This is a genomic window from Pseudomonas batumici (assembly GCF_036585405.1).
GTDB lineage: Bacteria > Pseudomonadota > Gammaproteobacteria > Pseudomonadales > Pseudomonadaceae > Aquipseudomonas > Aquipseudomonas batumici.
Genome location: NZ_CP144470.1, coordinates 1,271,291 through 1,296,662, shown reverse-complemented (window position 1 = coordinate 1,296,662; position 25,372 = coordinate 1,271,291). Strand labels below are relative to the sequence as shown.

Here is a 25,372-nt window from a genome sequence, read left to right as displayed (position 1 = left end):
CGTGGCGTTACTCCAGAAAGCAGCGGTCGAACAGATAAAGGGCATCAGGTTTCAGGTTTTCCAGGGTGGCTTGCGGTCGGCCGCCGTCACCCTGTTTCTTGCGCCCGGTTTCACGCAGGTAGCCGGCGTCGGTCATCTTCAGCAAGCGTTGCCGGGTGCTGGTCTTGAGCACCGGCCGCGCCAGCACCCGGGAAAAGATCGCGGTGGCTTCCGGGGCGCTGAACTCGGGGCCGAGAAACATCAGCGGCAGGCTGCTGTACAGCGATTTGGAAAACAGCCGTTCCTGTGTCGCCGCCACCAGGGCGTTGTGATCGAAGGGCAGCCTGACCGAACCGTTGGCGACGCTGTCGAGATCGAACCAGGCCTGTTGCTCGTTCAGGGTCGGCTCTTCACTGACGATGGCCAGGTAGAAGGTCGAGGATGACCAGCAGCGCGGGTCGCGAAAGGCGTCGCCCACAGTGCCCACCTGCTCGATCCAGGCCAGCGGCAGGTCGACCTTGTCGCTGGCCCGCAAGCGTTCCACCGCGTCTTCCAGCGTCAGGTCGGCCACCGCGCCGTTGACCACCACGCCGGGTAAGGCCCAATGGCCCTGGAAGGGATCGGCCTCGCGCTGGTGCAGCAGGATTTGCAGGGACTGGGCGTCACGACAGTAGAAGAGCGCGCACAGGTCGACGGTGTGCAGGTAGTCGCTTTTCTTCGGCGCGGTGGAGGTACGGTCCGGCATATCAATTCCTGTGTGCGGCATAGACGCCGTAGTCTACCGGATCCATCCCGGGTGCCATCCAGTGGGTGGGTAATGTTTCGCCCAGCGCCAATCGCTCGCGCAGCAATGTACTGCGTACGCCAGCCTGTTCTTCCACGCACAGTACCGAGAAACGTTCGAGCAGTTGCGCGCCCAGATGAAAGTCCGGCAGCTGCGCGGCGACGTCGTGCCCGACCACCAGGGCGATCTGTCGGGTGGGCAGGCCGGTCATCTCGGCCAGGGCACACAGCAGCTCATAACTGTAGACAGGTGTCTCGTTGTCCCGGGCCAGTTGCTGCTCGATCCGGCACACCGAAATCGTCGACGAGCAGGCCGGACGCACCCGTTCGACGATCGATTGCAACCAGCCCAGGCGTCGCTCGTACTCGGCCATACGCTTGCCATGGGGATGCCTGAAGGACGGCGTCACCCACACCGAGCGCGCGTGACGGGACGCTTCGATCATCACCTGGGCGTGACCGGCGTGAGGGGGGTTGAAGGCGCCGCCGTAGATTGCGAGTTCGTACATGGATGGGTCTCCTTTGTTTTTAAGGTACTCGTCATGTACTTATGTATCAAGAGGCTTATTTTTTAAGAAATCCTGTCAAGGTTTGAACTGCTTAAAATCAGAAATATCGTGCTTGCATTGAAAGTACATGACGTGTACCTTTGTTTCATCGCAAAGGGAGAACCTGCCATGAACGCTCAAGTGATCAAGACCGCCGCCTTCGATGTCGACGCCCAGAAGGGCTTCACGCCGCTCTGCCCGGATGAACTGCCGGTGGTGGGCGGCCACCTGATCGGTGCCGAGCTGAACTTCATGGCCTCGTTGGCCGATATCCGCGTCGGCAGCAAGGACGCCCACAGTCCCCAGGCGCCCTGGGTGGTGGGCTCCCACGAGGAGATGCTCAAGCCCATCGGCCTCGAGCACGCCGACCTGACCTGGGTCAGCCACTGCGTACCCGGCACCGAAGGCTTCACCCTGCTCGACGAACTGCCGGCGCCGCAAGACTACGACTACTTCGTCTGGAAGGGCGTGGAGCCGGCATTGCACCCTTACGGCGCCTGCTTCCACGACCTCCATCACAAGCTTTCCACCGGTGTGATCGAGTACCTGAACGCCCGGCAAGTCCGGCAGGTGATCGTCGGCGGCCTGGCCCTGGATTTCTGCGTCAAGACCACCGCGCTGCAACTGGCGGGGGCGGGGTTCAAGGTCATCGTCTTCCTGCCGGCCTGTCGCGCCCTCAGTGCCGAAGGCGCACAGCAGGCGGTCCACGACCTGCAACAGGCAGGTATCGAGGTCGTCGACAGTCGCGAAGAACTGGTCCGCGCGGCGGGCCACAAGGAGTAAGTCATGGAAAGCGTATTCAACCGCGAAGGCGGCATCATCCAGGGACTGCTGGACACCGATTACTACACCTTCACCATGATGCAGGCGGTGCTGCACCAGTACCCCAATGTCGAGGTGGAATATCAGTTCATCGTGCGTTCCCGGGAAAAACTCACGCACCTGATCCCCGAGCTGCGCCTCGAATTGGAAAAACTCGCCGACCTGCAAATGCGCGAAGGCGAATTGCGTTTCCTGTTCAATCGGCGTTTTCGCGAGTACCTGACACCGGACTTCGAGCAATTCCTCGAGTTGTTCCGTTTCAACCTGCGCTACATCCAGGTCGCTGAAGTCGACGGTCAACTGAGCATCCGCGTCCGTGGCCCGATGTTGCACTGCATCATGTTCGAACAGCCGGTACTGGCGCTGGTCAGCGAGTTGCGCAACCGCGACAAATATCCAGACGTGGCCCTGGAAGACGTCAGCTGCAAGCTCTACCAGAAGTTCGAATGGCTGGAGAAGAACCTCAGCCGCGACGAACTGGCCGACCTGCGGGTCTCGGACTTCTCGACCCGCCGGCGCTTGTCGTTCCGCGCCCAGCGCGAGGTGGTGGACATCATGCGGCGTGATTTCCCCGGCGTGTTCGTCGGCACCAGCAATGCGCACCTGGCCTACGCGTTCGACCTGCCGCTGATTGGCACCATGGCCCACCAATGGCTGATGGTGCACCAGCAACTCGGTCGCCTGCGGGAAAGCCAGAATGCGGCGCTGGAAAACTGGGTGCGCGAATACCGCGGCCGTCTCGGGATCGCCCTGACCGATTGCATCAGCACCGATTTTTTCCTCAAGGACTTCGACCTGTATTTCGCCAAGCTCTACGACGGCCTGCGCCAGGACTCGGGGGACCCGCTTGCCTGGGCCGACAAGGTGTTGGCGCGTTATGCGCAACTGGGGATCGATCCGATGACCAAGGAGCTGATGTTCTCCGATGGCCTGAACTTCGAGACCTGTCTGCCGATCTTGCGTCACGTCCGCGGCAAGGCCCGGTTCGGCTTCGGCATGGGCACCAGCCTGGCCTGCGATGTCGAGGGGGTCGAACCGCTGAGCATCGTGATGAAGCTGGTGCGGGTCCACGGCGAACCGGTGGTGAAGTTTTCCGATGACCCGGTGAAGAACGTCTGTGAAGACCCTTCGTTCCTGCGCTATGCGGCGCAGGTGTTCAACGTGACTGAAATCAACCAGCAACTGGGGGTGTGAGATGGGAACCGAGAATCAGGATCGTATTGCCGCGGCGCTTGGGGTGAACCGGCAACTGGCACCGGGCGATGAGGCGGCGGAACTGGCCCGTCGCATCGATTTTATCAAGGCGGTGTTGAAACGCTCCGGTTGCGAGGCGCTGGTGCTCGGGATCAGCGGCGGCGTCGACTCGCTGACGGCCGGTCGGCTGTGTCAGTTGGCGGTGGAGCAGTTGCGGGAGGAGGGCGGCACGGCCCGCTTTATCGCGATGCGCTTGCCATACCGGACCCAGGCCGACGAAAGCGACGCCCAGGCGTCCCTGGCGTTTATCCGGCCGGACCAGGTCAGCACCGCGAATATCTCGGCCTGCGTGGAGGGCTTGATGGGCAGCCTTGGCGTCGAGGGTCGGGAAGCAACCCCGGCGCAGGTGGATTTCGTCAAAGGCAACGTCAAGGCCCGGGCTCGGATGATGACCCAGTACGCGCTCGCCAACTTCGTCAACGGGCTGGTGGTCGGCACGGATCACGCCGCCGAGGCGTTGATGGGCTTCTTCACCAAGTTCGGCGACGGTGCCTGCGACCTGGCGCCCTTGTCCGGCTTGACCAAGGGCCAGGTGCGGCGGCTGGCTTCGGCGCTGGGGGCGCCGGAACCACTGGTGTACAAGGCGCCGACGGCCGATCTGGAGGAACTGCTGCCCGGCAAGCCGGACGAGGTCGCCTATGGCTGCAGCTATGCCGAGATCGACGCCTACCTGTTGGGACAACCGGTGTCGGCGCAGGCCCGCACGATTATCGAGGCGGCCTACGCCAGGACCGCACACAAGCGGGCCTTGCCCTACGCACCGGTGTGAGCCGGGATCAGCGCGGGGTGTCGAGGGTCTTGTTCAAGGCCACGTACTGCAACAGCATGATGGTCTTGGCATCGACGATCTCCCCGCGCCGCACGGCGTGCAGCGCGTCGTCCAGGGACAGCTCCAGCACCTCCAGGTCCTCGCCCTCGGCTTCCAGGCCGCCACCGTGGCTGACCTTGCTGTCGCCATCGTATTCGCCGAGGAAGAAATGCAGTTTCTCGGTCACCGAGCCCGGGCTCATGTAGGCCTCGAAGATCTTCTGCACGTTCTGCACGCGGTAGCCGGTTTCCTCCTCGGCTTCGGCGCGGATGCGGTCCTCGGGCGAGGCGTTCTCCAACAGGCCGGCGGCAGCTTCCACCAGCATGCCGTCGTGGCCGTTGACGAACACCGGGAAGCGGAATTGCCGGGTCAGCACCACGGTCTGTTTTTCGCGGTTGAACAGCAGGATGGTCGCGCCATTGCCACGGTCATAGGTCTCGCGGCTTTGCCGCTGCCAGGTGCCGTCACTGCGCAGGAAATCGAAGGTGGTTTTCTTCAGCAGGTACCAGTCGTCCGAGAGGACGGTGCTGTCGACGATGCGAACCCGGTCTTTCGTTGCGGTCATGATCCACGCCCTGTGGTGTGCAAAGCGCAGATCATACAAGGGAGCGTCGTCTTTGTCGGGATTATGCCAGCGCCATCTGACGCTTCTGGCGATTGGCGACGGTCAGGAAACTCAACAGCGCCACCAGCGGCATCGCGCTGCCCAGGGCCATGATCGCCAGCCAGCCGCCTTGCTCATACAGCACGCTGGCCAGGGCCGAGCCGCTGGCACCGCCGATGAAGATGCTGGTCATGTACAGGGCGTTGAGGCGACCGCGGCTGGCGGCGTCGAGGGCGTAGACCGAGCGCTGTCCGAGCACCATGTTCATCTGCACCGCGAAGTCCAGCAGGACCCCGGTCACGGCCAGGCCGATCACGCTGTAGGCCGGATGGATCAACGCCGGGGCAAAGCTCAGGGTCGCCAGCGACATCGCCAGCCAGGACGCCCGGTGGGTATGCCCGGCATCCGCGAGTCGACCGGCCAGCGGCGCGGCGAGGGCGCCCATCGCACCGACCAGGGCGAACAGGGCGATCTCGGATTGCGACAGGCCGTGGACCCGCGACAGCTCCAGGGGCACGGCGGTCCAGAACAGGCTGAAGGTGGCAAACATCAGGCCCTGGTACCAGGCGCGCTGACGCAGCACCGGTTGGTCGCGAAACAGTTTCCCCAGCGACCCCAGCAGTTGCCCATAGCTGGCGCTGTGGTTGGGTTGGCGCTTGGGCATGGTGGTGAGGATCACCAGCATGATGAACAGCATCAGCACGGCGGCGGCGATAAACACCGTGCGCCAGCCGAAGTGATCGGCGACCACGCTGGACAGTGGTCGTGCCAGCAGGATGCCCAGCAGCAGGCCGCCCATGATCCCGCCCACCACGCGCCCGCGTGATTCTTCAGGGGCCAGGTGGGCGGCCAGGGGGATCAGGATCTGCACCGAGACAGAGCTGAAGCCGATCAGCAGCGACACCACCAGGAACACCCCGGGCTGCCGGGCCAGGCCGGCGGCCACCAGGCTGATCACCGCGATCAGCGCGGTGCCGAGCATCAGCTTGCGGTTTTCCAGCAGGTCGCCCAGTGGCACCAGGAAAAACAGGCCCAGGGCGTAGCCGATCTGGGTCAGGGACACGATCAGGCTGGCGCTGTGGGCGGAAATACCGAGGTCCGGGGCGATGAGTTCGATGATCGGCTGGGCGTAGTAGATGTTGGCCACGATGGCACCGCAGCAGAAAGCGAAGAGCATCACCAGGGCACGGGTCATGACGGGGGCGGCGTGAGGATGGTTATTCATCGGCGAAGGCTCTGGAACAGGTGGAAAGCGAGTCTAGAGACTGGCGGGCGCCGGAGTAAGACGATCACAGGCATAGTCGATATCAGCCGTGTTGATTGTCCCGAGCCCTCTGTTTCGCCTGCCTCGCCGCCAGGGCCGTCATCAGGGGGAGTTGTTCGAAGATGTAACAACTTGCCCGCAGCATCGCCTTCGATTTTATAAATCTCATTTTTAATCAATGGCTTGCCCTTTAAATCCGGCGCTCTTCGGATTTTCCCGAGAGATTGCGGTCTTACTGAACACTTGTTTAGTATCGGCTCCAGCACTTCACCTCACGCTCAAGAACAACAAGACGAGGGCCCTTCATGACCTCCCACCCGACACTGCTCGACACGGTCGAGGCCGGCATCGCCCGGATCACTCTCAACCGTCCCGAGCAACGCAATGCGCTGGACATTCCCACCCTCAAGGCACTGATCGAACTGCTCGATCGCCACGCCGCCGACCCGGCGGTACGGGTATTGGTGCTGACCGGCAGCGGACGCAGCTTCTGCGCCGGCGCGGACCTCGCCGAATGGGCCGATGCCGAACGCCGCGGGATCCTCGAAAGCTACGGCTGGACCGAAACCGCCCACGTCCTGATGAACCGCCTGCACGGCTTCGCCAAGCCGACCATTGCCGCCATCAACGGCACGGCGGTGGGGGCCGGGATGGACCTGAGCCTGTGCTGCGATTTCCGCCTGGCCGCGCAATCGGCGCGGTTCAAGGCTGGTTACACCGGCATGGCCTATTCGCCGGACGCCGGGGCCAGTTGGCACCTGCCGCGCCTGATCGGCACGGAGCAGGCCAAGCGCCTGCTGTTCCTCGACGAACTCTGGAGCGCCGACCGCGCCCTGGCCACGGGCCTGGTGAGTGAGGTCTGCGCCGATGAGCAACTGCCATCCGCCGTCGCCGAACTGGCCGCGCGACTGGCGGCGGGTCCGACCTTCGCCTTTGCCCAGACCAAGGTGCTGATCCGCGACGGTGTCCAGCGCAGCCTGGCCGAACAGCTCCAGGCCGAACAGGCCGCCGGACTGCTCTGCGGCCGCAGCCGCGATGGCGCCGAAGCGCTGCAGGCCGCCGTGGAAAAACGCCTCCCCCATTTTATCGGCCAGTAACCGAACAGCAGGTATTCCATGAATTTCCAACTGACCCAAGAGCAGGACATGCTGGTCGACGCGGTGCGCAGTTTTGTCGAAAAGGAGCTGCTGCCCCATGAAGAAGCCGTTGACCGCGCCGACGCGGTACCGCCGGAGCTGGCCGCGCAGATTCGCGCCAAGGCCATTGCGGCGGGCTTCTATGCCTTCAATATGCCGGAAGAAGTCGGCGGCGGCGGTCTCGATTACCTGTCCCAGGCCCTGATCGAGCGCGAGCTGTCCAAGGTGTCCTGGGCGCTGCACGTGTTCGTCGCCCGGCCTTCGAAGATCCTGATGGCCTGCACCGGCGCGCAGATCGAGGACTACCTGTTGCCGTGCGTGCGCGGTGAAAAGGTCGACTGTTTCGCCCTGACCGAACCGGGCGCCGGCTCCGATGCCAATGCGATCAAGACCCGCGCGGTACGCGATGGCGATGACTTCGTGCTCAACGGCAGCAAGCATTTCATCAGTCACGCCGGACACGCGGACTTCGCCATCGTCTTCGCGGTGACCGACACCTACGAACACAACGGCCGCAAGCGCAACGCCGTGACCTCGTTCCTGGTGGACCGCGACACCCCCGGCATGACCATCCGCCGCGGCCCGAAATGCGTGAGCAACCGCGGCTATCACACCAGCGAGATCTTCTTCGACGACTGCCGCGTCCCGGCTTCCAAGGTCCTCGGCGAAGTCGACAAGGGCTGGGAGGTCGCCAATGCCTGGCTGACCGCCGGCCGGGTGATGGTCGCGGCCAACTGTGTCGGCCAGGCCCAGCGCGCGCTGGATGTGGCGCTGCAATGGTCGGCCGATCGCAAGCAGTTCGGCCAGGCCATCGGCACTTACCAGGGCATCTCCTTCAAGCTGGCGGACATGGCCACGCAAATCCGCGCCGCCGAACTGATGACCCTGCACACCGCCTGGAAAATGGACCAGGGCACCATGACCGACGGCGAGGCCGGCATGGCCAAGCTGTTCGCCAGCGAAGTGCTGGGGCGTGCCGCCGACGAAGCGGTGCAGATATTCGGCGGTATGGGCCTGATGGACGAAGGGCCGGTGGAGCGGATCTGGCGCAATGCGCGGATCGAGCGGATCTGGGAAGGCACCTCGGAAATCCAGCGCCACATCATTTCCCGAGAACTGCTGCGGCCACTGCTGCGCTGATCGTACCAGGAGAACACGATGTCCATCAGAGACAACCTCAAGCGTTTGCTCGCGCCGCGCCACCTGGCGTTCGTCGGCGGACGCAGCATGGCGCGGGCGTTCAAGCGCTGCGCCGACGGCGGCTTCCAGGGCCGGATGTGGCTGGTCAACCCGCAGCATGCCGAGCTCGACGGCATTCCCTGCGTGGCGTCGGTCGCGGACCTGCCTTGTGGACCCGACGCGGTGTTTATCGCCACCAACCGTGAACTGACCCTGACCTGCGTCGCCGAACTGGCGGCCCGGGGCGCGGGCGGGGCGATCTGCTATGCCTCCGGCTTTGCCGAAACCGGTGAAGCGGGGCAGGCCTTGCAGGAGCAACTGCTACAGGCGGCGGGCGAGATGGCGCTGCTCGGGCCCAACTGCTACGGCTTGCTCGACTACCTGCACCATGTCGCGCTGTGGCCGGTGGCCCACGGCGGCAAGGCGGTGGAGAAGGGCGTGGCGGTGCTGACCCAGAGCGGCAACTTCGCCTACAACCTGTCCATGAGCGACCGTTCGTTGCCCCTGGCCTACATGGCCTCGGTGGGTAACCAGGCGCAGTTGGGCGTGGCGGAACTGATGGACGTGCTGCTCGATGAGCCGCGCGTCACCGCCATCGGCCTGCACCTGGAAGGCTTGAAGAACGTCCAGGGCTTTGCCCGTGCCGCGTACAAGGCGCTGGAGAAAGGCATTCCGGTGATCGCCCTGAAAACCGGGGTTTCGCAGATCGGTGCCGAACTGGCCCTCAGTCACACCAGTTCCCTGGCCGGTTCCGATGCGCTGTATGACAGCCTGTTCGCGCGTCTCGGGGTGATTCGGGTCAGTGGCCCGGTGAGTTTTGTCGAAACCCTCAAGGCCGCGGCCTGCGGTCATTTGCCGGCGGGTCCGAGCCTCACCGGGCTGGCCTGCTCCGGTGGCGATGCGGGGTTGATCGCCGATTATGCCGAGCGCAACGGCCTGACCTTGCCCGCCCTGGACGACGGCCAGCGCAGCGAACTGGCGCAGGTGCTGCCCGGCTACGCCAACCTGGTCAATCCGTTGGACTTCACCACGGCGATCTGGGGCGATCGCGACGCCCTGGAAAAGATGCTGGACAGCGCCATGCGTACCCCGGCCGATGCCGCCTTGCTGGTGCTCGATTATCCGGCGCAATTTACCGGCGAGCGCAAGGAGTGCGACCTCTTGCTGGAGTTGTATTGCGAGTGCCTGGAGCGGCATGGCAAGCGCGGTTTCGTCGCCTCGGCCTTTCCCGAATTGCTACCGGCCCATGCCCGCGAGCGTCTGCACGCACACGGCGTACCGGCGTTGCAAGGGGTGGAGGATGGGTTGGCGGCCTGGGGCCGGATCGCGCATTACCGCCGTCGGCGCGAGGCTTTGCTGGCGGGGGGCGAGGCGGCGTTGGCGCTCGTGTGTCCCCGCGCGTGGGCGGGCAGCGGCCGGCTGCTGGATGAATGGCAATCCAAGCAAGCCTTGCGACCCTTCGGCCTGCCGTTGCCCGAAGGTCGGCTGTGTCGTCCGGAGCAGGCCTTGGCCGAGGCGCGCAATCTGGGGTATCCGCTGGTACTCAAGGTGGTCAGTGCCGACTTGCCGCACAAGACCGAGGCCGGTGGCGTCGCCCTCAACCTCAAGGACGAGGCGGCGTTGCAGGTCGCGCTCGAGACCATGCGCGGCAACCTGGCCCGGCATGCGCCGGGGCTGGTCTTCGACCAGGTGCTGTTGGAGCGCATGGCCTCGGCGCCGTTGGCGGAGCTGATCGTCGGCATCAAGCGCGAAGCCGGTTTCGGCCTGGCACTGGTGATCGGCGCCGGGGGGATTCTGGTGGAGCTGCTCAAGGACAGTTGCAGCCTGTTGCTGCCGACCACCGACCAGGCCATTCACCAGGCGCTGCTGGGCTTGCGCTGTGCGCCGCTGCTGACCGGCTTTCGTGGCGGGCCCGCAGTGGACATGTTGGCCCTGGTCAAGGCGATTCGCTCGGTGGCGGACTACGCCTACGAAAACGCCGGACCGCTGTTGGAGCTGGATGTGAATCCGCTGCTGGTCAACGCCGAAGGCGCGGTGGCGGTGGATGCCTTGATTCGGCTGGTCTGAGGTGTAACGAGGATTCCGCGCAATAGCACAGTCAGCAAACGAACCCTTTTCCCGCAACGTAACAGGGGCAATTCGATGAGCGATAATAACAACAAGATTCCTCAACCCTCCCACGGCCTCTCGCTGCAGCGCCGCGACTTCCTCAAGCTCGGCGCCGTCGCCGGGCTGGCCGGCGCCGCCGCTTCCATGGGCTTTCCGCTGAACGGCTGGGCCGCCGAGGCCACCCCCAAGCCCGGTGGCACCCTGCGCCTGGGCCTGGCCGGCGGCAGTACTTCCGATTCCTACGATCCCGGCTCCTGGAGCGACACCTTCACCTTCGTCGGCTTCTCGGCGATCTACAACACCCTGGTGGAAATCGCCGTGGACGGCTCCGCCATCCCGGAACTGGCCGAAAGCTGGGAGTCTTCGCCAGATGCGCGGATCTGGACCTTCAAGCTGCGTCCAGGGGTGCAATTCCACAACGGCAAGCCTCTGGCCGTCGAGGATGTGGTCGCCTCGATCCAGCATCACCTCGGCGAAAAATCCACCTCCGCCGCCAAGACCGTGCTCGGCGAAGTGGTCGCGGTGCGCGCCGCCGGCAACGACAGCGTGGCCTTCGAACTGCACTCGGGCAACGCCGATTTCCCCTATGTGGTCGCCGATTATCACCTGGTGATCATGCCCGCCAAGGACGGCCTGGCCGACTGGCGTGCCGGCGTCGGCACCAGCGGGTATCGCCTCAAGTCCTTCGAGCCCGGCGTGCGCATGGCCCTGGAGCGCCACCCCGGGTACTGGAAAACCGGTCGCGCGCATTTCGACGGGGCGGAATTGCTCGCCATCTCCGACGGCGCGGCGCGGGTCAACGCGCTGATCACCGGGCAGGTCGATGTCATCAACAAGGTCGACCTGAAGACCGTCGGCCTGCTCAAGCGCAACCCGAACATGGTCATCGAGGAAACCAAGGGCGCCCAGCAATACACCTTCCCGATGCTCTGCGACAGCGACCCGTTCAAGAGCAACGACATCCGCCTGGCGATGAAGCACGGCATCGACCGCGAAGCGCTGCTCTCGTCGGTGCTCAAGGGCTATGGCGCGGTGGGCAACGACCATCCGATCCAGCCCGGCAGCCGTTTTCTCAATACCCAGCTGCCGCAGCGCAAGTACGACCCCGAGCAGGCGAAATTCCACCTGCGCAAGGCCGGGGTGGATTCGCTCAAGGTCCGCCTGCAAGCCAGTGACGCGGCCTATGCCGGAGCCGTGGACGCTTCGGTGTTGTTCAAGGAGCAGGCCAGGGCGAGCGGTATCGACATTGACGTGGTGCGCGAGCCGGCGGACGGATTCTTCTCCAACGTCTGGAACAAGCAACCCTTCACCACCTCGTTCTGGTACAGCAGCCTGACCGCCGACCGCATGTTCAGCATCGGCTATGCCAAGGGCGCGGCATGGAACGAGTCGCATTGGGACAACCCGCGCTTCAACGCACTGCTCAACCAGGCCCGGGGTGAACTCAACGACCCGTTGCGGCGCGAGATGTACAACGAAATGCAGGCGATCTGTCGGGACGATTGCGGCGCGATCATCCCGCTGTTCGCCAGCTCCGTGGCGGCACGTTCCACCCGCGTGGCCCACGGTGGGCTCACCGCGCCTTATGGCGAACTGGATGGCCTGCGGCTGATCGAGCGCTGGTGGCAGGCCTGAGGCGGGAGCGTGAGATGAACAGCATTCTGAAATTGCTCTCCCAGCGCCTGGCGCTGGGGCTGCTGTCGTTGTTCGCGGTGTCGGTGATCATCTTCCTGGCGGTGGGGCTGCTGCCGGGCGACATCGCCCAGGCCATGCTCGGGCAGTCGGCGACGCCGCAAACCCTGGCGGCGTTCCGCAGCCAACTAGGCCTGGACCAGCCGCCGTTGTGGCGTTTCGTGCACTGGATCGGGCATCTCCTGGGCGGCGACCTGGGGACGTCGCTGGCCAACCAGCGTCCCATCGCCGAACTGGTGGGCGGTCGCCTGGGCAACACCCTGTGCCTGGCCGGCCTGGCCGCGTTGGTGTCGGTGCCCCTGGCCCTGGTGCTGGGGATGCTGGCCGCGCTGTATCGCAATTCGTGGTTCGACCGGCTGCTCAACACCGTTGCCCTGAGCGCGGTGTCGTTCCCCGAGTTTTTCGTCGCCTACCTGCTGATCCTGCTGTTCTCGGTCAAGTTGGGCTGGCTGCCGAGCCTGTCGAACCTGCCGCCGGATGCCTCCTTCGGCATGCTGCTGGAACGCTCGGTGCTGCCGGTGGCGACCCTGGGCCTGGTGGTGGTCGCGCAGATGATGCGCATGACCCGCGCCGCGCTGATCAACCTGCTGGCCAGCCCCTACATCGAAATGGCCCGCCTCAAGGGCATCAGCCAGGGCCGGATCATCTTTCGCCACGCCTTGCCCAATGCCCTGGCCCCCATCGTCAACGTGGTCGCGCTGAACCTGGCGTACCTGGTGGTGGGCGTGGTGGTGGTCGAAGTGGTGTTCGTCTATCCGGGGCTCGGCCAGTTGCTGGTGGACTCGGTGGCCAAGCGCGATATCCCGGTGGTCCAGGCCTGCAGCCTGATCTTCGCCGCGACCTACATCGTGCTCAACACCCTGGCCGATGTGCTGTCCATTGCCAGCAACCCACGCCTGATGCATCCGAAGGGGTAGCCCATGAAGTCCGTATTCAAAGAGCTGATCCGCGCGCCCTGGAGTGCGAAATTCGGTTTCTGCGTGATTGTCCTGTATGTCGTGGTGGCACTGTTGGCGCCGCACCTGGCGCCCTACGGTGAAACCCAGGTGGTGGGCGATGGCTTCGCCGCCTGGGGCGCGCAGTTCCTGCTGGGCACCGACAACCTGGGGCGCGACATGCTCAGCCGCCTGCTCTATGGCGCCCGCAATACCGTGGGCATCGCTTTCCTCACGACGTTGCTGGCGTTCCTGGCGGGCGGCCTGGCCGGTCTGGTCGCGGCGCTCAAGGGCGGTTGGGTCGATATGGGCCTGTCGCGGCTGGTGGATATTCTCATGGCGATTCCGCAACTGATCTTCGCCTTGCTGATCCTCAGCGTGGTGGGCACCACCGCGACTTCGCTGGTGCTGGTGATCGCGCTGTTGGATTCGACCCGGGTGTTCCGCCTGGCGCGAGCGGTGGCGATGAATGTGGTGGTCCAGGACTTTGTCGAGGCGGCCCGGCTGCGCGGCGAGGGCACGGTATGGCTGGTGACGCGGGAGATCCTGCCCAACGCGGCGGCACCGCTGATCGCCGAGTTCGGCCTGCGTTTCTGCTTCGTCTTTCTGTTTATCAGCGCGCTGTCGTTCCTCGGCCTGGGCATCCAGCCGCCGACCGCCGACTGGGGCAGCATGGTGCGTGACAACGCGGTGCTGATCACCTTCGGCGACCTCACGCCCTTGTTGCCGGCACTGGCGGTAGCGTTGCTCACGGTGGGGGTCAATTTTGTCGTCGACTGGATGCTCTATCGCTCCAGCGGGCTGAAGGAATGTTGAGCATGAACGAACCGAACCCGAGCTTGTTGCAGATCCGCGACCTGCATATCGAAGGGCACTACGACGACGCCTGGCATCCGTTGGTGCGGGGCATCGACCTGAGCCTGGCGCGGGGCGAAGTGTTGGGCCTGATCGGTGAGTCCGGGGCGGGCAAGTCGACCCTGGGCCTGGCCGCCATGGGCTATACCCGCGACGGTTGCCGCATCACCGGCGGCTCGATTCATTTCGACGGCCAGGACCTGCGCCAGTGCAGCGCCGAGGCCTTGCGCAAGCTGCGCGGCTTGCGTATTGCCTATGTGGCGCAGAGCGCGGCGGCCTCGTTCAACCCGGCGCAACGGCTGATCGACCAGCATGTGGAGACCGCCGTGATCAATGGCGGGATCCCGCGTGCCGAGGCCGAGGCCCAGGCGGTGGAGCTCTACCGGGTGTTGCGCCTGCCGAACCCGGAGAGCATTGGCCGGCGTTATCCGCACCAGGTCTCCGGCGGCCAGTTGCAGCGGGCGATGACCGCCATGGCCATGGCTTGCCAGCCGGACCTGATCATCTTCGACGAGCCGACCACGGCGCTGGACGTCACCACCCAGATCGAAGTGCTGGCGGCGATCCGCGATGCGGTGAAGCGCTTCGGCATGGCCGCGATCTACATCACCCACGACCTGGCGGTGGTCTCGCAGATGGCCGACCGGATCATGGTGCTGCGCCATGGCAAGTTGGTGGAGGAGGCGGCGACCCGGCAGATGCTCCAGGCGCCGAGCCAGGACTACACCAGGTCGCTGTGGGCGGTGCGCAGCTTTCGTACCGAGCCCAAGGGGCGACCTGCGCAGGGCGCGCCCTTGCTCGAAGTGCGCGGCGCCTCGGCCAGCTACAGCAGCCAGCCCGTGTTGCACGATGTCTCGCTGCGGCTCTACCGCGGCCAGACCCTGGCGGTGATCGGCGAGTCGGGCAGCGGCAAGAGCACCACGGCGCGGTTGATTACCGGCCTGCTGCAACCGAGTGCCGGCCAGGTGCTGTTCGACGGCGAGGTATTGCCGGCGGACTATCGCCACCGCAGCAAGGCACAGTTACGCAGCATCCAGATGATCTACCAGATCCCCGATACCGCCCTCAATCCACGCCAGCGTATTGTCGACATCATTGGCCGGCCGCTGGCCTTCTACCTGGGGCTCAAGGGCAAGGCCCTGCGCCAGCGGGTGGCCGAGTTGCTGGAGATGATCGAGCTCGACCCGGGCAAGTTCATGGAGCGCCTGCCGTCGGAGCTGTCCGGCGGGCAGAAGCAGCGGATCTGCATCGCCCGGGCCTTGGCTGCCGAGCCGCAGTTGATCATCTGCGACGAAGTGACCTCGGCCCTGGACCAACTGGTAGCGGAGGGGATTCTCAAGTTGCTCGACCGGGTGCAGCGGCAGTTGGGCGTGTCCTACCTGTTCATTACCCACGACGTGGCGACGGTGCGGGCCATCGCCGATGAAGTGGTGGTGATGCAGCGCGGGCGGGTGGTCGACGCCGGCGCCCGGGAGGCGATTTTCACACCGCCGCACCGCGACTACACCGGCCTGCTGTTTTCCTCGGAGCCGGAGATGGACCCGGATTGGCTGGACCGGATTCTGCAACAGCGTGCCCCCAGCGTCTGACCGACACGATCTTTTTGAACAATACGATAAGGCCCCTTGATGAACGTACTGATCGTCCACGCCCACCCCGAACCGCAATCCTTCACCGCCGCGCTGCGTGACCAGGCGGTCCAGACCCTGCAAGCCGAGGGCCACACCGTGAAGGTGTCCGACCTCTACGCCATGCACTGGAACCCGGTCGCCAGCGCCGAGGACTTCTCCGCCCGGGACAACCCCGACTACCTGGTCTATGCCCTGGAACAACGGCTCGGCGTCAAGACCCGGAGCCTCGCCCCGGACATCCAGGAGGAGCTGGACAAGCTGCTCTGGGCCGACCTGCTGATCCTCAACTTCCCGATCTACTGGTTCTCCGTGCCGGCCATCCTCAAGGGCTGGATCGATCGGGTGCTGGTGTCCGGCGTCTGCTACGGCGGCAAGCGCTTCTACGACCAGGGCGGCCTGGCGGGCAAAAAAGCGCTGGTCAGCGTCACCCTCGGCGGACGCGAGCACATGTTCGGCGAGGACGCGATCCACGGCCCGCTGGAAGACATGTTGCGTCCGCTGCTGCGTGGCACCCTGGCCTATGTCGGACTCGACGTGCTGCCGCCGTTCGTGGCCTGGCACGTGCCCTATATCAGTGCCGATTCCCGCGAGCAATTCCTGGTCGGTTACCATCAGCGCCTGGAAAACCTCGACCAGGACAGTCCCCTGGTCTTCCCGCGCCTGGCACAGTTCGACGAGGCGCTGTATCCCATCCGCTGACATGACGTTGTACAGTCAGCCATCGACCTTGAAGAGGGCAGGAGCACTATGGCCGAGGAAGCGCGTTTTCTGCGTATGGACCCCGAATTGCGCAAGGCCAATCTGGTCGCCGCGACCTTGCGTTGCCTGAAGAAGTACGGCTTTGTCGGCACTTCGATCCGCAAGATCTGCGCCGAAGCCGGGGTGTCGGTGGGCTTGATCAGCCATCACTACACCGGCAAGGACGAACTGGTGGCCGATGCCTACCTGCAGATCACCGGGCAGGTCATGGGCCTGTTGCGCGACTCGGTGGCGAAGGCGGGCAGTGGCGCCCGCCGGCACCTGTCGGCGTTTTTCGAAGCGTCGTTCTCCGAGCGCCTGCTCGACCCCGAACTGCTCGAAGCCTGGCTGGCGTTCTGGGGCGCGGTGAAAACCGCTGAGGCCATCAACCGCGCGCACGATCACTCCTATGGCGAGTACCGCACCATCATCGGCAATGCCCTGACCCTGCTGGCCGAAGAGGAGGGTTGGAACGGGTTCGACAGTGGCCTGGTGGCCATCGGCCTGAGCGCCTTGCTCGACGGCCTGTGGCTGGAATGCGGGCTCAACCCCAGCACCTTCAGCCCGGCCCAGGGCGTGCAGATCTGTGAAGCCTGGGTCGATGGCCTGCAAATGGGCGGCTATCGGCGTTTCATCCAATAGCCTTTCGCAGCTTGTTGATCAAGTGTTCAGTAAGCGCTACAGTGCATCGCAAATTCCTACCGCTTCGCATAATTACAAGCATCGGCCGTTCGCGGCACGAACAGGAGCCAGGTCATGAAGGTGATGCCGCGCGTGCTGATCGTCGAAGATGATCGGCTGATCCGTGAACAGTTGGAGGCGTGTCTGACCCAGGATGGGTATGAGGTTCACTGCGTCGACTCCGCCGAGCAGGCCGAGGCCTGCCTGAGCGGTTCCCCGGTGGCGCTGGTGTTGCTCGACAGGCAGCTGCCGGGGGCGGACAGCCTGTACCTGACCCGCCAATGGCGACAGCGCTCGGAGATCGGGATCATCCTCATCGGCGAGCACAACGACGATGGCGAGCGGATCGCCGGTCTGGAATGCGGTGCCGACGACTACCTGGATACGCCCCTGAATCTGCGCGAGCTGGTTTCCCGTGCCCGCAACCTGACGCGCCGGGTGTGTCACCTGCAACCGGTCATGTCGACGCTGTCCAGCCCGCATCTCGAGCATTTCGCCGACTGGACCCTGGACGCCGACCGCCGTCGCCTGAAGGCCGGCGACGGCAGTGAAACCCTGCTCAGCCACGGTGAGTTCCAGTTGCTCAACGTGTTCATGCGCAACGCTGGCCACACGCTGAGCCGCGACCAGTTGATGGAGCAGTTGCGCAACCGCGAATGGCTGCCCAGCGACCGCTCCATCGATGTCCTGGTCGGGCGCCTGCGGCGCAAGCTCCATGACAACCCGGCCGCGCCGGAACTGATCATGACCATCCATGGGGCGGGCTATCTGTTCACCGCCCGGACCTCAAGGGCGGCTTGACTCAGACCTTGGTGGATTCGACCAGGCGCACCAGCGCCACCTCCTTGACCAGCGCCTGGCTCAGGTCGTCGATGCTGGCGAACAGCCGGGTTTCGTTGAATCCCCAGCGCGGATGAACGATATAGAACTTGCCCGTGCCCCTGTCGGTTCGGATAAGCGTCGTGACCAGGGCGCGGTTCTTGGAGCGATTGATGATCACAGGCCCTAGCGGGGCCATTTCGATGGTGAACATGCCTGCCTGAAAGAGTTTCGGATGGGTGTCGAGTCTGGGCTGGCGCAGGTAGTTGACGCTGCTGAGTTCGACCACTTGTTGCATGTCGGCTTGCTTGAGTACCCATATCAGGTCGTCAATGCTTTTGTACTGGATGCCACGGATTTTGACGTTCAGGGGGCCTTCGAGATCGATATGAAACACCTCTGAACCGTCGGGAAGCTGGCTCCGTATCACCGGCTGCTCCCGCGGGACCAACTGGCGGCCAGGGTTCTGGGGGTCGATCGGCCGGTAGACGATCGTGTACTGATCGCCGCTTTGTTCGAGCAGGAAATCCCCGGGCCGGATCAGCAATCCCCTGTGAGGCTTCGGTACCTGGGGCAGGGCTTGAGGCGCCACGTTCACTTCCAGCTTCGCATCGCCTTGTACTGGCTGGATATCCTGGGCGTATTTGCCTTGGGTGAACTCTCCCGGATCACGCAGGACGCGCAACGGCAAGGGTTGCCCGCCGACATCGACAGCTCGCAGGTGGACGGCCCCCAGCAGATCGGCCAGGCCCGGCTCGGCGCGCAGGGCGCTGGCGTGTGAGTCCTGGGTCAGGGCAATCCAGCGATGCGGGCCCTGTTGCAGTTGGTCCGTAATGATGACTTGGCGGCCATAGTACTTCAGGGCTATGGCCCGATCCGGGGTGTAGCTGCCCAGGCCCTGGCGGAAACTCGTGCCACAGTCGAGCGCCTGGACGCGAATGCCATTCTCCTGGGCGCTGCGAATCACCTCATACAAGGCGTGCGGGCCGTTCGGGTCGATGCCCTGAGCGGCATCTTGCCGTCTCAGTGTGTCCCTCAGGCGTTGGGGCATGACGCCGGTACGATGGAAATCATTGAGGTGAACCTGGTCGAAGTCCGTCAGGAGGTTTTCCAGGTACAGGGTCTTGACCTGGTGTTCCGTGGCGAGCGACTGCATGTTGTCGATCAGGAACCTGCGGCCGCCTCTTCCCCGGTAGGCGGCACTGAGGACGATACCGTTCCCGGTCCGGTAGCCACGTCCGATCAGTTGTGTTGCCAGCCCGGCCTCCAGCAGGTCGGGCGCCAATGTTCTTGCCACGGGGAGCGGTCTTTCGGCGAAGAAACTGTGTGCGTCTTCAAGCAATCGTTGCGAGATTGAGTGCACTTGCGCGGCGGCCTGCCGCTCCAGTGCGGTAGCACTCGGAACAACCCAAGCAGGATCAAGCCTTGCGGTGGTCGAGCGAATGATCTCTTCGAGCGCCCCCCGGTGAGCGGCCGGGATCTCATAACGTGCGGTGCCGACCGTCTCGGGTGCGCCGCCCAGCAGGCGATTCCTGGGCAAGGCCTGCCAATGGCTGCCTACCCGGACGAGCTCGATGTCTTCCGCCCAGTAGCGTTCCTTGAGTACGTATCGCTTATCACCCCGGGAGCCGGTGCGGTACCACTTGCCTTCCAGTTTCACGTACTGTTCCTGGCGTGTCGCGCGGTCGACGAACAGTCCGTCGCGCAGATAGTCCAGTTCCGGCGGTGTGCGAATTTCATAGTCCTTGAGGTCCGAGGCCAGGGACCTGAGGGGTGTCGCCGGCGAAGGCTCCGCGGTCAGCAGCGATTCCTGGAGACCGTCCTCGCCGATCCGGCTGGTCTTGACCAGACGGGAAGTCTTCGCGCCGGGAAGCGACCGTAGCTGCCGCAACAGGGGCCTGATCGGTTGCATCGGAAAGGGCGCCGCGGCGTCAAGGAGCGTCTGGATCAGCGCCTCCTCGGCTTCCTGATGATGACCCAGGGCAAGTGCCTGGCCGAAGTTGGCCAGGCCGTACATGCCACGCAACAGATAGACCGGCAGGCTGAGCTGCAAGGGGGCAGCGGCGAGGACTACCTCCATGACGAAGCGCCAGCCAGCGTTGATCCAGTACCAGAGCGTTTCACTGCCCACTCGTTGGTTGCTGGCTGCTAAGTATTCCACGCTGTTGATCAGATGCCAGACCCTGGCCTCGTACAGCGTGGTGAACAGATCGCCTTCGATGGGAAAGTAACGGACCAGCGGGAATTGACGGGCGAACAGCTTGGCCGGGTCCCACTGTTCGTTCCGGGCGGCTCGTGCGATGCAGTAGTTCTTCCAGTCTTGCCGGCGCAGCAACGCCTTGATCGCCGAGGCATCCGCCAGCTCGCGCCAGGCTTTCCCATCGGGAGCTTGCGGCGTGTAGAGCAGCAAGGTGCTGGCGGGGGCGTCGGTGCTGATGACCAGGACCTCGTCGATGGTCATGCCGTTGCGTGCCTGGTCCGTGCCGCCGAGCATCAGGTAGTTGGCGTGGACCCTGTAGCCGTCCAGCAGCGGGCGGCGCTGTGCCGACGGGTACTTGAGCAGATGTTCGATGCGCCTGTAGCCACGCTCCAGGGCGCTGTCCTTGGGATCGAGAAAGTCTCCGCTCAGGCGTGCGACATAGGCCTGCAGCTTCATCCGTGCACGCTGCCCTTCGAGCCAAGCCGCGCGCAGCGACGCCTGGTCCGGACCCAGCAGTTTTTCCTCGAGCAGCGTCTTGTAGCGGCCAGGTGCGTCCACGGCCGTGACGATAGCCCGCACCTGCTTGTTCGTCAGGGTGAGTGTGGGCCCTGTTGGGCTGCTGATGTCGGCTTTGTAACTGACCGTTTCGCCCAGGCGCACGCCCTTGATGTTCTCCAGCGCCAGGGCCGTCAACGACAGGTGGCGGGGCGGGCGTACCCTGTCGATCGGCGAATGGCTTTGCCAGGCCGGACTCAGGTGGTGGATGGTGCGAGTGACATGCACCACGATGTTGTCGGGGGCGGTCAGGACCTGGGGATAGTGCTGTTGCAGATGAGTCTTCAGCAGACCGGCCGCGTAGGCCTTGAGGACCGGCAGGTCGCTGAGCGAAGCGGGGACCGGGTTGGCTTCCAGGGTCGGCCGCCACAAGGCGGCGAGGCGGGTCTGTTCGTCCGGGCTGATGCTGTTGATGCGGTTCAACAGGTCGCTGAACATCAGGTCGCGATTGCGCCGCCTGAGCACCGGGACGATATCCAGCAACCTGGCCAGGCTGATGGCTCCGTCCAGTTGCCGGGCGAATTCGCCGACATCATTGTGCAGGCCCGGAGCGCCTTTGGCGAAGCGCCAGGTGTCGGTGAAGTCGGCTTTCTGCTTGGCGAGCAGGCCGTCCACCAGGCGCTGGAAGGGATCGCCTTCTTCGATCCGGAAGCTGAACGGCGCGGCGCGATCGGCAGCACCCGCCGGACTCCAGCTGCGCTGTCGCTGCGGCAGCAGATCGAGCAGCGATTCGCGCTCGACCTCGTCATCGAGGCGCTGGACCAGGCTCCTCCTCAGTGCCTGCAACGAAGCGAATTGCTCCAGGCCGCGACCGATCTGATAGAGCAACGCCGGCAGTTTGTAAGCCTCCTCATCGGGGCTGCGGGTGATGACCAGGCAGCCCTCCAGAATCAGGTTGAGCGGTTGCAGGGCGATCCGATAGACGTGGATCGGTCCGCCCAGGGGGAATTTTTTCAGCCGTTGCTCATGGGTGGGGTGGTCCAGAACCCGCTCCAGGTCCTCCCGGTGGCTTTTATCCAGGTTCAGGTCCAGCTCGCGCAACTGCGCTTCAAGGCGAATCTGGGTCTGCAGGTTTTCCCGCAGCAGCGGTGCGGCGCTGGCCCAGAAACTGTCCACGTTTTCGCTGAAGCGCGTGTCGAAGCCAAGACCCGCGTCATCCAGGGTTTTCCCGAAGCGCCCGAGGTCCAGGCCACTCAGTTGCTGTTCGGCGTAGGCGTCGGTTGGGTTGGCGTAGAAGCCGCTCGTGGCCGGGTCGAACGTCTGGACATTGCCGGCCAGGTGCTGGGTAAAGACCTCCGTCAGCGTGCGCGACTGCCTGACCGCGCGATAACGGACCTGCTCGCCGCGTTCTTCGGTGTCCGACAGGGGCCAGTACAGGGTTTGCTCATAGGTGTTGAGGAAGATCCCATCGGGATCCTTCGAGGCCGCCTGGGGGAAGTCGCGCGCCAGTTGCCGGCCCAGGAGCAGCGCGGCGAACCAGCGGAAATTAGGCTGCTGGCGCGCCAGCAGCAGGGTCCGTTCATTGGTGGCGGCCAGGGCATCGAAGGTATCCCGCTGGCTCTGGGCGAGTGGGTCGGGGGCGGCGAAGCTGGTGGGTGAATCCTGCTGGTAGCCGTTGCCATTGGAAAGACGGTGTGAAGGTTCCATGGGGGGGAGTCCTAGCAAGGCGCGTAGATGGGCGCGTGAAAGAGGAGAGTGTTGCAGCAGGTGTTCGATAGCCTTGCAGTCCGCCAGCCCGAGCGGGTTGAGCAGGGTGTCGGGCAGGGTCGCCAGGGCGGCAGGCAGATCGGGCTTGGGTTCTTGCCCCGGGGCATGCAGGGTGAAGCTGTCATCGCGGCGCAGGATGAGGTGGATCTGTTGTGCCTGTGGGTCGCCGATGCTGGTCAGGAGGGCGCCGTCCGGCGTCTGGTCGCGCAGTTCCAGCCGCACACCGCTCGGCGGCCAGTTCGGCAAGGTGGCGAGGGTGTGCAGTATCAGCCGGTGAGTGTCGTCGTTGCGCTGCCGGCTCTGCAGAAAGAGACCCTCATAGGCCTGGTTCAGGCGCTCCTCCTGCAGATACCAGTGGGCGTCGAGCCGTTGACGCTCGCTCAGTTCGCCCTCGGACAGTTTCAGCGACTGAAGGTCAGGCTCGGTCGAGTTGGCGAGCAGTTCGTGGGTCGCCGACAGGGAGAGCAAGGGGATTCGGGTGCGCAGCAGATTCACCAGCGGATCACGGGATTGCTGCCGGAAGGCATGGAGGTTGTCGAACAGTTCCTCCCGGCGAGAGGACAGCAGGGGGGCGGCCTTGCGCTTGAGTGCCGACAACTGGGTCTCGAGGGTGGCGTACTGCGCGCCCAGCAGTGACGCTCTCTGTGCCGGGCTCATGTGTTGCAGAACGCTGCTCCACAGCGTGCCATCGAGCACCCGGGCCCGGCTGACACGCACCCTCGGCAGGCTGGGCGACAGGTCGGGGCCGTACTCGGCGGCGGCCGAGTCCCCGGGTGAGTCGTACACCTGCAACACACTCGTCGTTGGCCAGATCAGTTCCAGGCTGACCAGTTGCAACTGCCAGTACAGGGACGTCACCCCGGAGATGGGGGCAGGGTCATGGCTCAGCCCGTCGATGAAGTGCTGTATCTCCTGCTCCAGTTCGAAGCGTGCGCGGGTGTCGAGCAGCAGCGCCGGTACCTGTCGGGATTCGCTGTAGGCGGCGCGCAAGGCGGGGCTGTCGATACCGCTGGCAAGCCGAATGCGTCGGGCGGTCTCGTCGGGCAGGTCGCGGAGAAAATGCTCGATGGCGTGTTCCAGTGAAACCGACGCGGCGGCGCCTGCGGGGGCTCGCTCGGGGTGATCGGAGGGCTCATGTCGAGGGTCCTTGTCGTTGCGTGATGGACGTCATTCAACGCGCAAGCCCAAGGCGGGGGGCGGTAATTAATGCTGGAGGCGAGGATGTTCAAAGATGTAACAGGTCCGCTCCGAGCACAATCAGCGATGGGTTTATTGCTTTTTAAAACAATGGGTTGGATCGAATGAGCGGCTTTTTTGGGGGCTCCGTGAAAGGATTGCCATGCTATTGAACAAGTGTTTAATATCGTCGGGCGGTCCCCCATCACGCAGAACAACAAGACGAGGGCTACCATGATCTCCCAATCGACCCCGCAACCTGCTTCCACCCCGCTCACCGGCGGCCAGGCCCTGGTGCGCCTGCTGGCCCATTATGGTGTCGACACGGTGTTCGGCATTCCCGGCGTGCACACCCTGGAGCTGTATCGCGGCCTGCCCGGCAGCGGCATCCGCCATGTGCTGACCCGCCACGAGCAGGGCGCCGGTTTCATGGCCGACGGTTATGCCCGGGTCAGTGGCAAGCCCGGTGTCTGCTTCATCATCAGCGGCCCCGGCGTGACCAACGCCGCCACTGCCATCGGCCAGGCCTACTCCGACTCGATTCCGCTGCTGGTGATTTCCAGCGTCAACCACACCGCCAGCCTGGGCAAGGGCTGGGGTTGCCTGCATGAAACCCAGGACCAGCGGGCGATTACCGCGCCCATCACCGCGTTTTCCGCGGTGGCCCTGAGCACCGATGACCTGCCGGAATTGATCGCCCGCGCCTTCGCCGTGTTCGACAGCGAGCGGCCGCGCCCGGTGCATATTTCGGTGCCGCTGGATGTGCTGGCCGGATCGATCAGTCGTGATTGGAGTCATGAAGTCGTGCGCCGTCCCGGGCGTGGGCTGCCAAGCGCCCACGCCCTGGAAGAGGCCGCCCGGCGGCTGCAACAGGCCCGGCGGCCGATGATCATCGCCGGTGGCGGCGCGCTGGCCGCCGGGGCCCAATTGCAGGCCTTGAGCGAACGCCTGGCCGCGCCGCTGTTCACCAGCGTCGCCGGTAAAGGTCTGCTGGCCCCGGATGCGCCGTTGAATGCCGGTTCAAGCCTGTGCGTCGAGCCGGGCTGGGAACTGATCGCGCAAGCCGATGTGGTGCTCGCGGTCGGCACCGAAATGGCCGATACCGATTACTGGCGCGAACGCCTGCCGCTGAATGGCGAAGTGATCCGGGTCGATATCGACCCGCGCAAGTTCAACGATTTCTATCCCTGTGCCGTGGCCTTGCACGGGGATGCGCAACAGACCCTCGCCGACTTGCTGACACGCCTGCCGGTGCAGCCCCGGGATGCCCGGGAAGCGGTGACGGCGGTGGCGACCTTGAGAGCCGCTGTGCGCGCCGGCCATGCTCCGTTGCAGAGCATCCACCAACGCATTCTCGACCGCATTGCGGCGGCGATGCCGGCGAACACCGTGATCAGCAGTGATATGACCCAGCTGGCCTACACCGGTAACTACGCCTTTGCCAGCCGGGCCCCGCGCAGTTGGTTGCACCCCACCGGCTACGGCACCCTGGGTTACGGGCTGCCGGCGGGGATCGGCGCCAAGTTCGGCGCCCCGCAGCGTCCCGCCCTGGTGCTGGTGGGGGATGGCGGTTTTCTCTACACGGTCCAGGAGCTGGCGACCGCCGTCGAGGAGCTGGACAGCCCTCTGGTGGTGCTGCTCTGGAACAACGACGCCCTCGGGCAGATCCGCGACGACATGCTCAACTTGGATATCGAGCCGGTGGGGGTATTGCCGCGCAATCCGGATTTCGCCCTGCTGGCCCGGGCGTTCGGCTGCACCGTGTGCGAGCCGCTGAGCCTGGACGAGCTGGAGCGTGACCTGCGGGCGGGCTTCGCCCATGCCGGTGTGACCCTGATCGAGCTGAAGCACGCCTGCGCCCGCTGAGTCTTTGTGGCAAGCCCGCTCGCCACACTGC

General features: G+C 64.7%; 19 protein-coding genes. 14 read left to right on the top strand and 5 right to left on the bottom strand.

From position 1 onward, the window contains the following. Nucleotides 1-7: 7 nt before the first annotated feature. Both NUH87_RS05515 and NUH87_RS05510 read right to left on the bottom strand, forming a co-directional pair. Complete coding sequence (locus NUH87_RS05515) at nt 8-724, bottom strand: NUDIX hydrolase (protein WP_338525102.1); 717 nt, start codon at nt 722-724, stop codon at nt 8-10. A 1-nt stretch (nt 725) separates the two neighbouring features. Then, nucleotides 726-1,271: an adenylyltransferase/cytidyltransferase family protein gene (locus tag NUH87_RS05510; protein WP_338525101.1), complete on the bottom strand. Its 546-nt coding sequence runs from the start codon at nt 1,269-1,271 to the stop codon at nt 726-728. A gap of 168 nt (nt 1,272-1,439) precedes the next feature. On the opposite strand from NUH87_RS05510, the gene NUH87_RS05505 reads away from it, so the two are divergent. From NUH87_RS05505 to nadE, 3 genes are read left to right on the top strand one after another with little or no spacing between them, the layout of a single operon-like run. Further along, a complete protein-coding gene (locus NUH87_RS05505) occupies nt 1,440-2,093 on the top strand; it encodes an isochorismatase family protein (RefSeq protein WP_338525100.1) in 654 nt (217 codons plus the stop codon). A gap of 3 nt (nt 2,094-2,096) precedes the next feature. Next, nucleotides 2,097-3,326: a nicotinate phosphoribosyltransferase gene (gene pncB / locus NUH87_RS05500; RefSeq protein WP_338525099.1), complete on the top strand. Its 1,230-nt coding sequence runs from the start codon at nt 2,097-2,099 to the stop codon at nt 3,324-3,326. A 1-nt stretch (nt 3,327) separates the two neighbouring features. Further along, on the top strand, nt 3,328-4,155 hold the full coding sequence (nadE, locus tag NUH87_RS05495) for an ammonia-dependent NAD(+) synthetase (RefSeq protein WP_338525098.1): 828 nt from the start codon (nt 3,328-3,330) through the stop codon (nt 4,153-4,155). Between the two features lie 7 nt (nt 4,156-4,162). On the opposite strand, the gene NUH87_RS05490 is transcribed toward nadE, so the two are convergent. Beyond that, nucleotides 4,163-4,759: an NUDIX domain-containing protein gene (locus NUH87_RS05490; protein WP_040066732.1), complete on the bottom strand. Its 597-nt coding sequence runs from the start codon at nt 4,757-4,759 to the stop codon at nt 4,163-4,165. A gap of 61 nt (nt 4,760-4,820) precedes the next feature. Next, nucleotides 4,821-6,023 carry an MFS transporter gene (locus tag NUH87_RS05485; protein ID WP_338525097.1) on the bottom strand — a complete coding sequence of 401 codons (1,203 nt, stop codon included), beginning with the start codon at nt 6,021-6,023 and terminating at the stop codon, nt 4,821-4,823. A gap of 344 nt (nt 6,024-6,367) precedes the next feature. Here NUH87_RS05485 and NUH87_RS05480 point away from each other — a divergent pair, with 344 nt between their 5' ends. The 10 genes from NUH87_RS05480 to NUH87_RS05435 all read left to right on the top strand — a co-directional run bounded on the left by NUH87_RS05480 (nt 6,368) and on the right by NUH87_RS05435 (nt 17,819). Further along, a complete protein-coding gene (locus tag NUH87_RS05480) occupies nt 6,368-7,159 on the top strand; it encodes an enoyl-CoA hydratase/isomerase family protein (RefSeq protein ID WP_338525096.1) in 792 nt (263 codons plus the stop codon). Between the two features lie 18 nt (nt 7,160-7,177). Then, a complete protein-coding gene (locus NUH87_RS05475) occupies nt 7,178-8,338 on the top strand; it encodes an acyl-CoA dehydrogenase family protein (protein ID WP_338525095.1) in 1,161 nt (386 codons plus the stop codon). 18 nt (nt 8,339-8,356) lie between these two features. Then, a complete protein-coding gene (locus NUH87_RS05470; RefSeq protein ID WP_338525094.1) occupies nt 8,357-10,444 on the top strand; it encodes an acetate--CoA ligase family protein in 2,088 nt (695 codons plus the stop codon). Between the two features lie 75 nt (nt 10,445-10,519). Beyond that, nucleotides 10,520-12,121: an ABC transporter substrate-binding protein gene (locus tag NUH87_RS05465; protein ID WP_338525093.1), complete on the top strand. Its 1,602-nt coding sequence runs from the start codon at nt 10,520-10,522 to the stop codon at nt 12,119-12,121. Nucleotides 12,122-12,135: 14 nt separating this feature from the next. Beyond that, nucleotides 12,136-13,095, top strand: coding sequence for an ABC transporter permease (locus NUH87_RS05460; RefSeq protein WP_338525092.1), 960 nt, complete (start codon nt 12,136-12,138; stop codon nt 13,093-13,095). 3 nt (nt 13,096-13,098) lie between these two features. Beyond that, nucleotides 13,099-13,929, top strand: a complete 831-nt coding sequence (locus tag NUH87_RS05455; protein WP_338525091.1) for an ABC transporter permease — start codon at nt 13,099-13,101, stop codon at nt 13,927-13,929. Nucleotides 13,930-13,931: 2 nt separating this feature from the next. After that, complete coding sequence (locus NUH87_RS05450) at nt 13,932-15,557, top strand: ABC transporter ATP-binding protein (protein WP_338525090.1); 1,626 nt, start codon at nt 13,932-13,934, stop codon at nt 15,555-15,557. Nucleotides 15,558-15,596: 39 nt separating this feature from the next. Further along, nucleotides 15,597-16,298 (top strand): NAD(P)H-dependent oxidoreductase, encoded by a 702-nt coding sequence (locus tag NUH87_RS05445; RefSeq protein ID WP_338525089.1) that lies wholly within the window; start codon nt 15,597-15,599, stop codon nt 16,296-16,298. A gap of 48 nt (nt 16,299-16,346) precedes the next feature. Next, nucleotides 16,347-16,979 (top strand): TetR family transcriptional regulator C-terminal domain-containing protein, encoded by a 633-nt coding sequence (locus NUH87_RS05440; RefSeq protein WP_338525088.1) that lies wholly within the window; start codon nt 16,347-16,349, stop codon nt 16,977-16,979. Between the two features lie 120 nt (nt 16,980-17,099). Continuing rightward, nucleotides 17,100-17,819: a response regulator transcription factor gene (locus tag NUH87_RS05435; protein WP_338526734.1), complete on the top strand. Its 720-nt coding sequence runs from the start codon at nt 17,100-17,102 to the stop codon at nt 17,817-17,819. Between the two features lies 1 nt (nt 17,820). On the opposite strand, the gene NUH87_RS05430 is transcribed toward NUH87_RS05435, so the two are convergent. After that, nucleotides 17,821-23,289 carry a membrane-targeted effector domain-containing toxin gene (locus NUH87_RS05430; RefSeq protein WP_338525087.1) on the bottom strand — a complete coding sequence of 1,823 codons (5,469 nt, stop codon included), beginning with the start codon at nt 23,287-23,289 and terminating at the stop codon, nt 17,821-17,823. A 420-nt stretch (nt 23,290-23,709) separates the two neighbouring features. On the opposite strand from NUH87_RS05430, the gene NUH87_RS05425 reads away from it, so the two are divergent. After that, nucleotides 23,710-25,341, top strand: coding sequence for a 5-guanidino-2-oxopentanoate decarboxylase (locus tag NUH87_RS05425; RefSeq protein WP_338525086.1), 1,632 nt, complete (start codon nt 23,710-23,712; stop codon nt 25,339-25,341). The last annotated feature ends 31 nt before the right edge of the window (nt 25,342-25,372 follow it).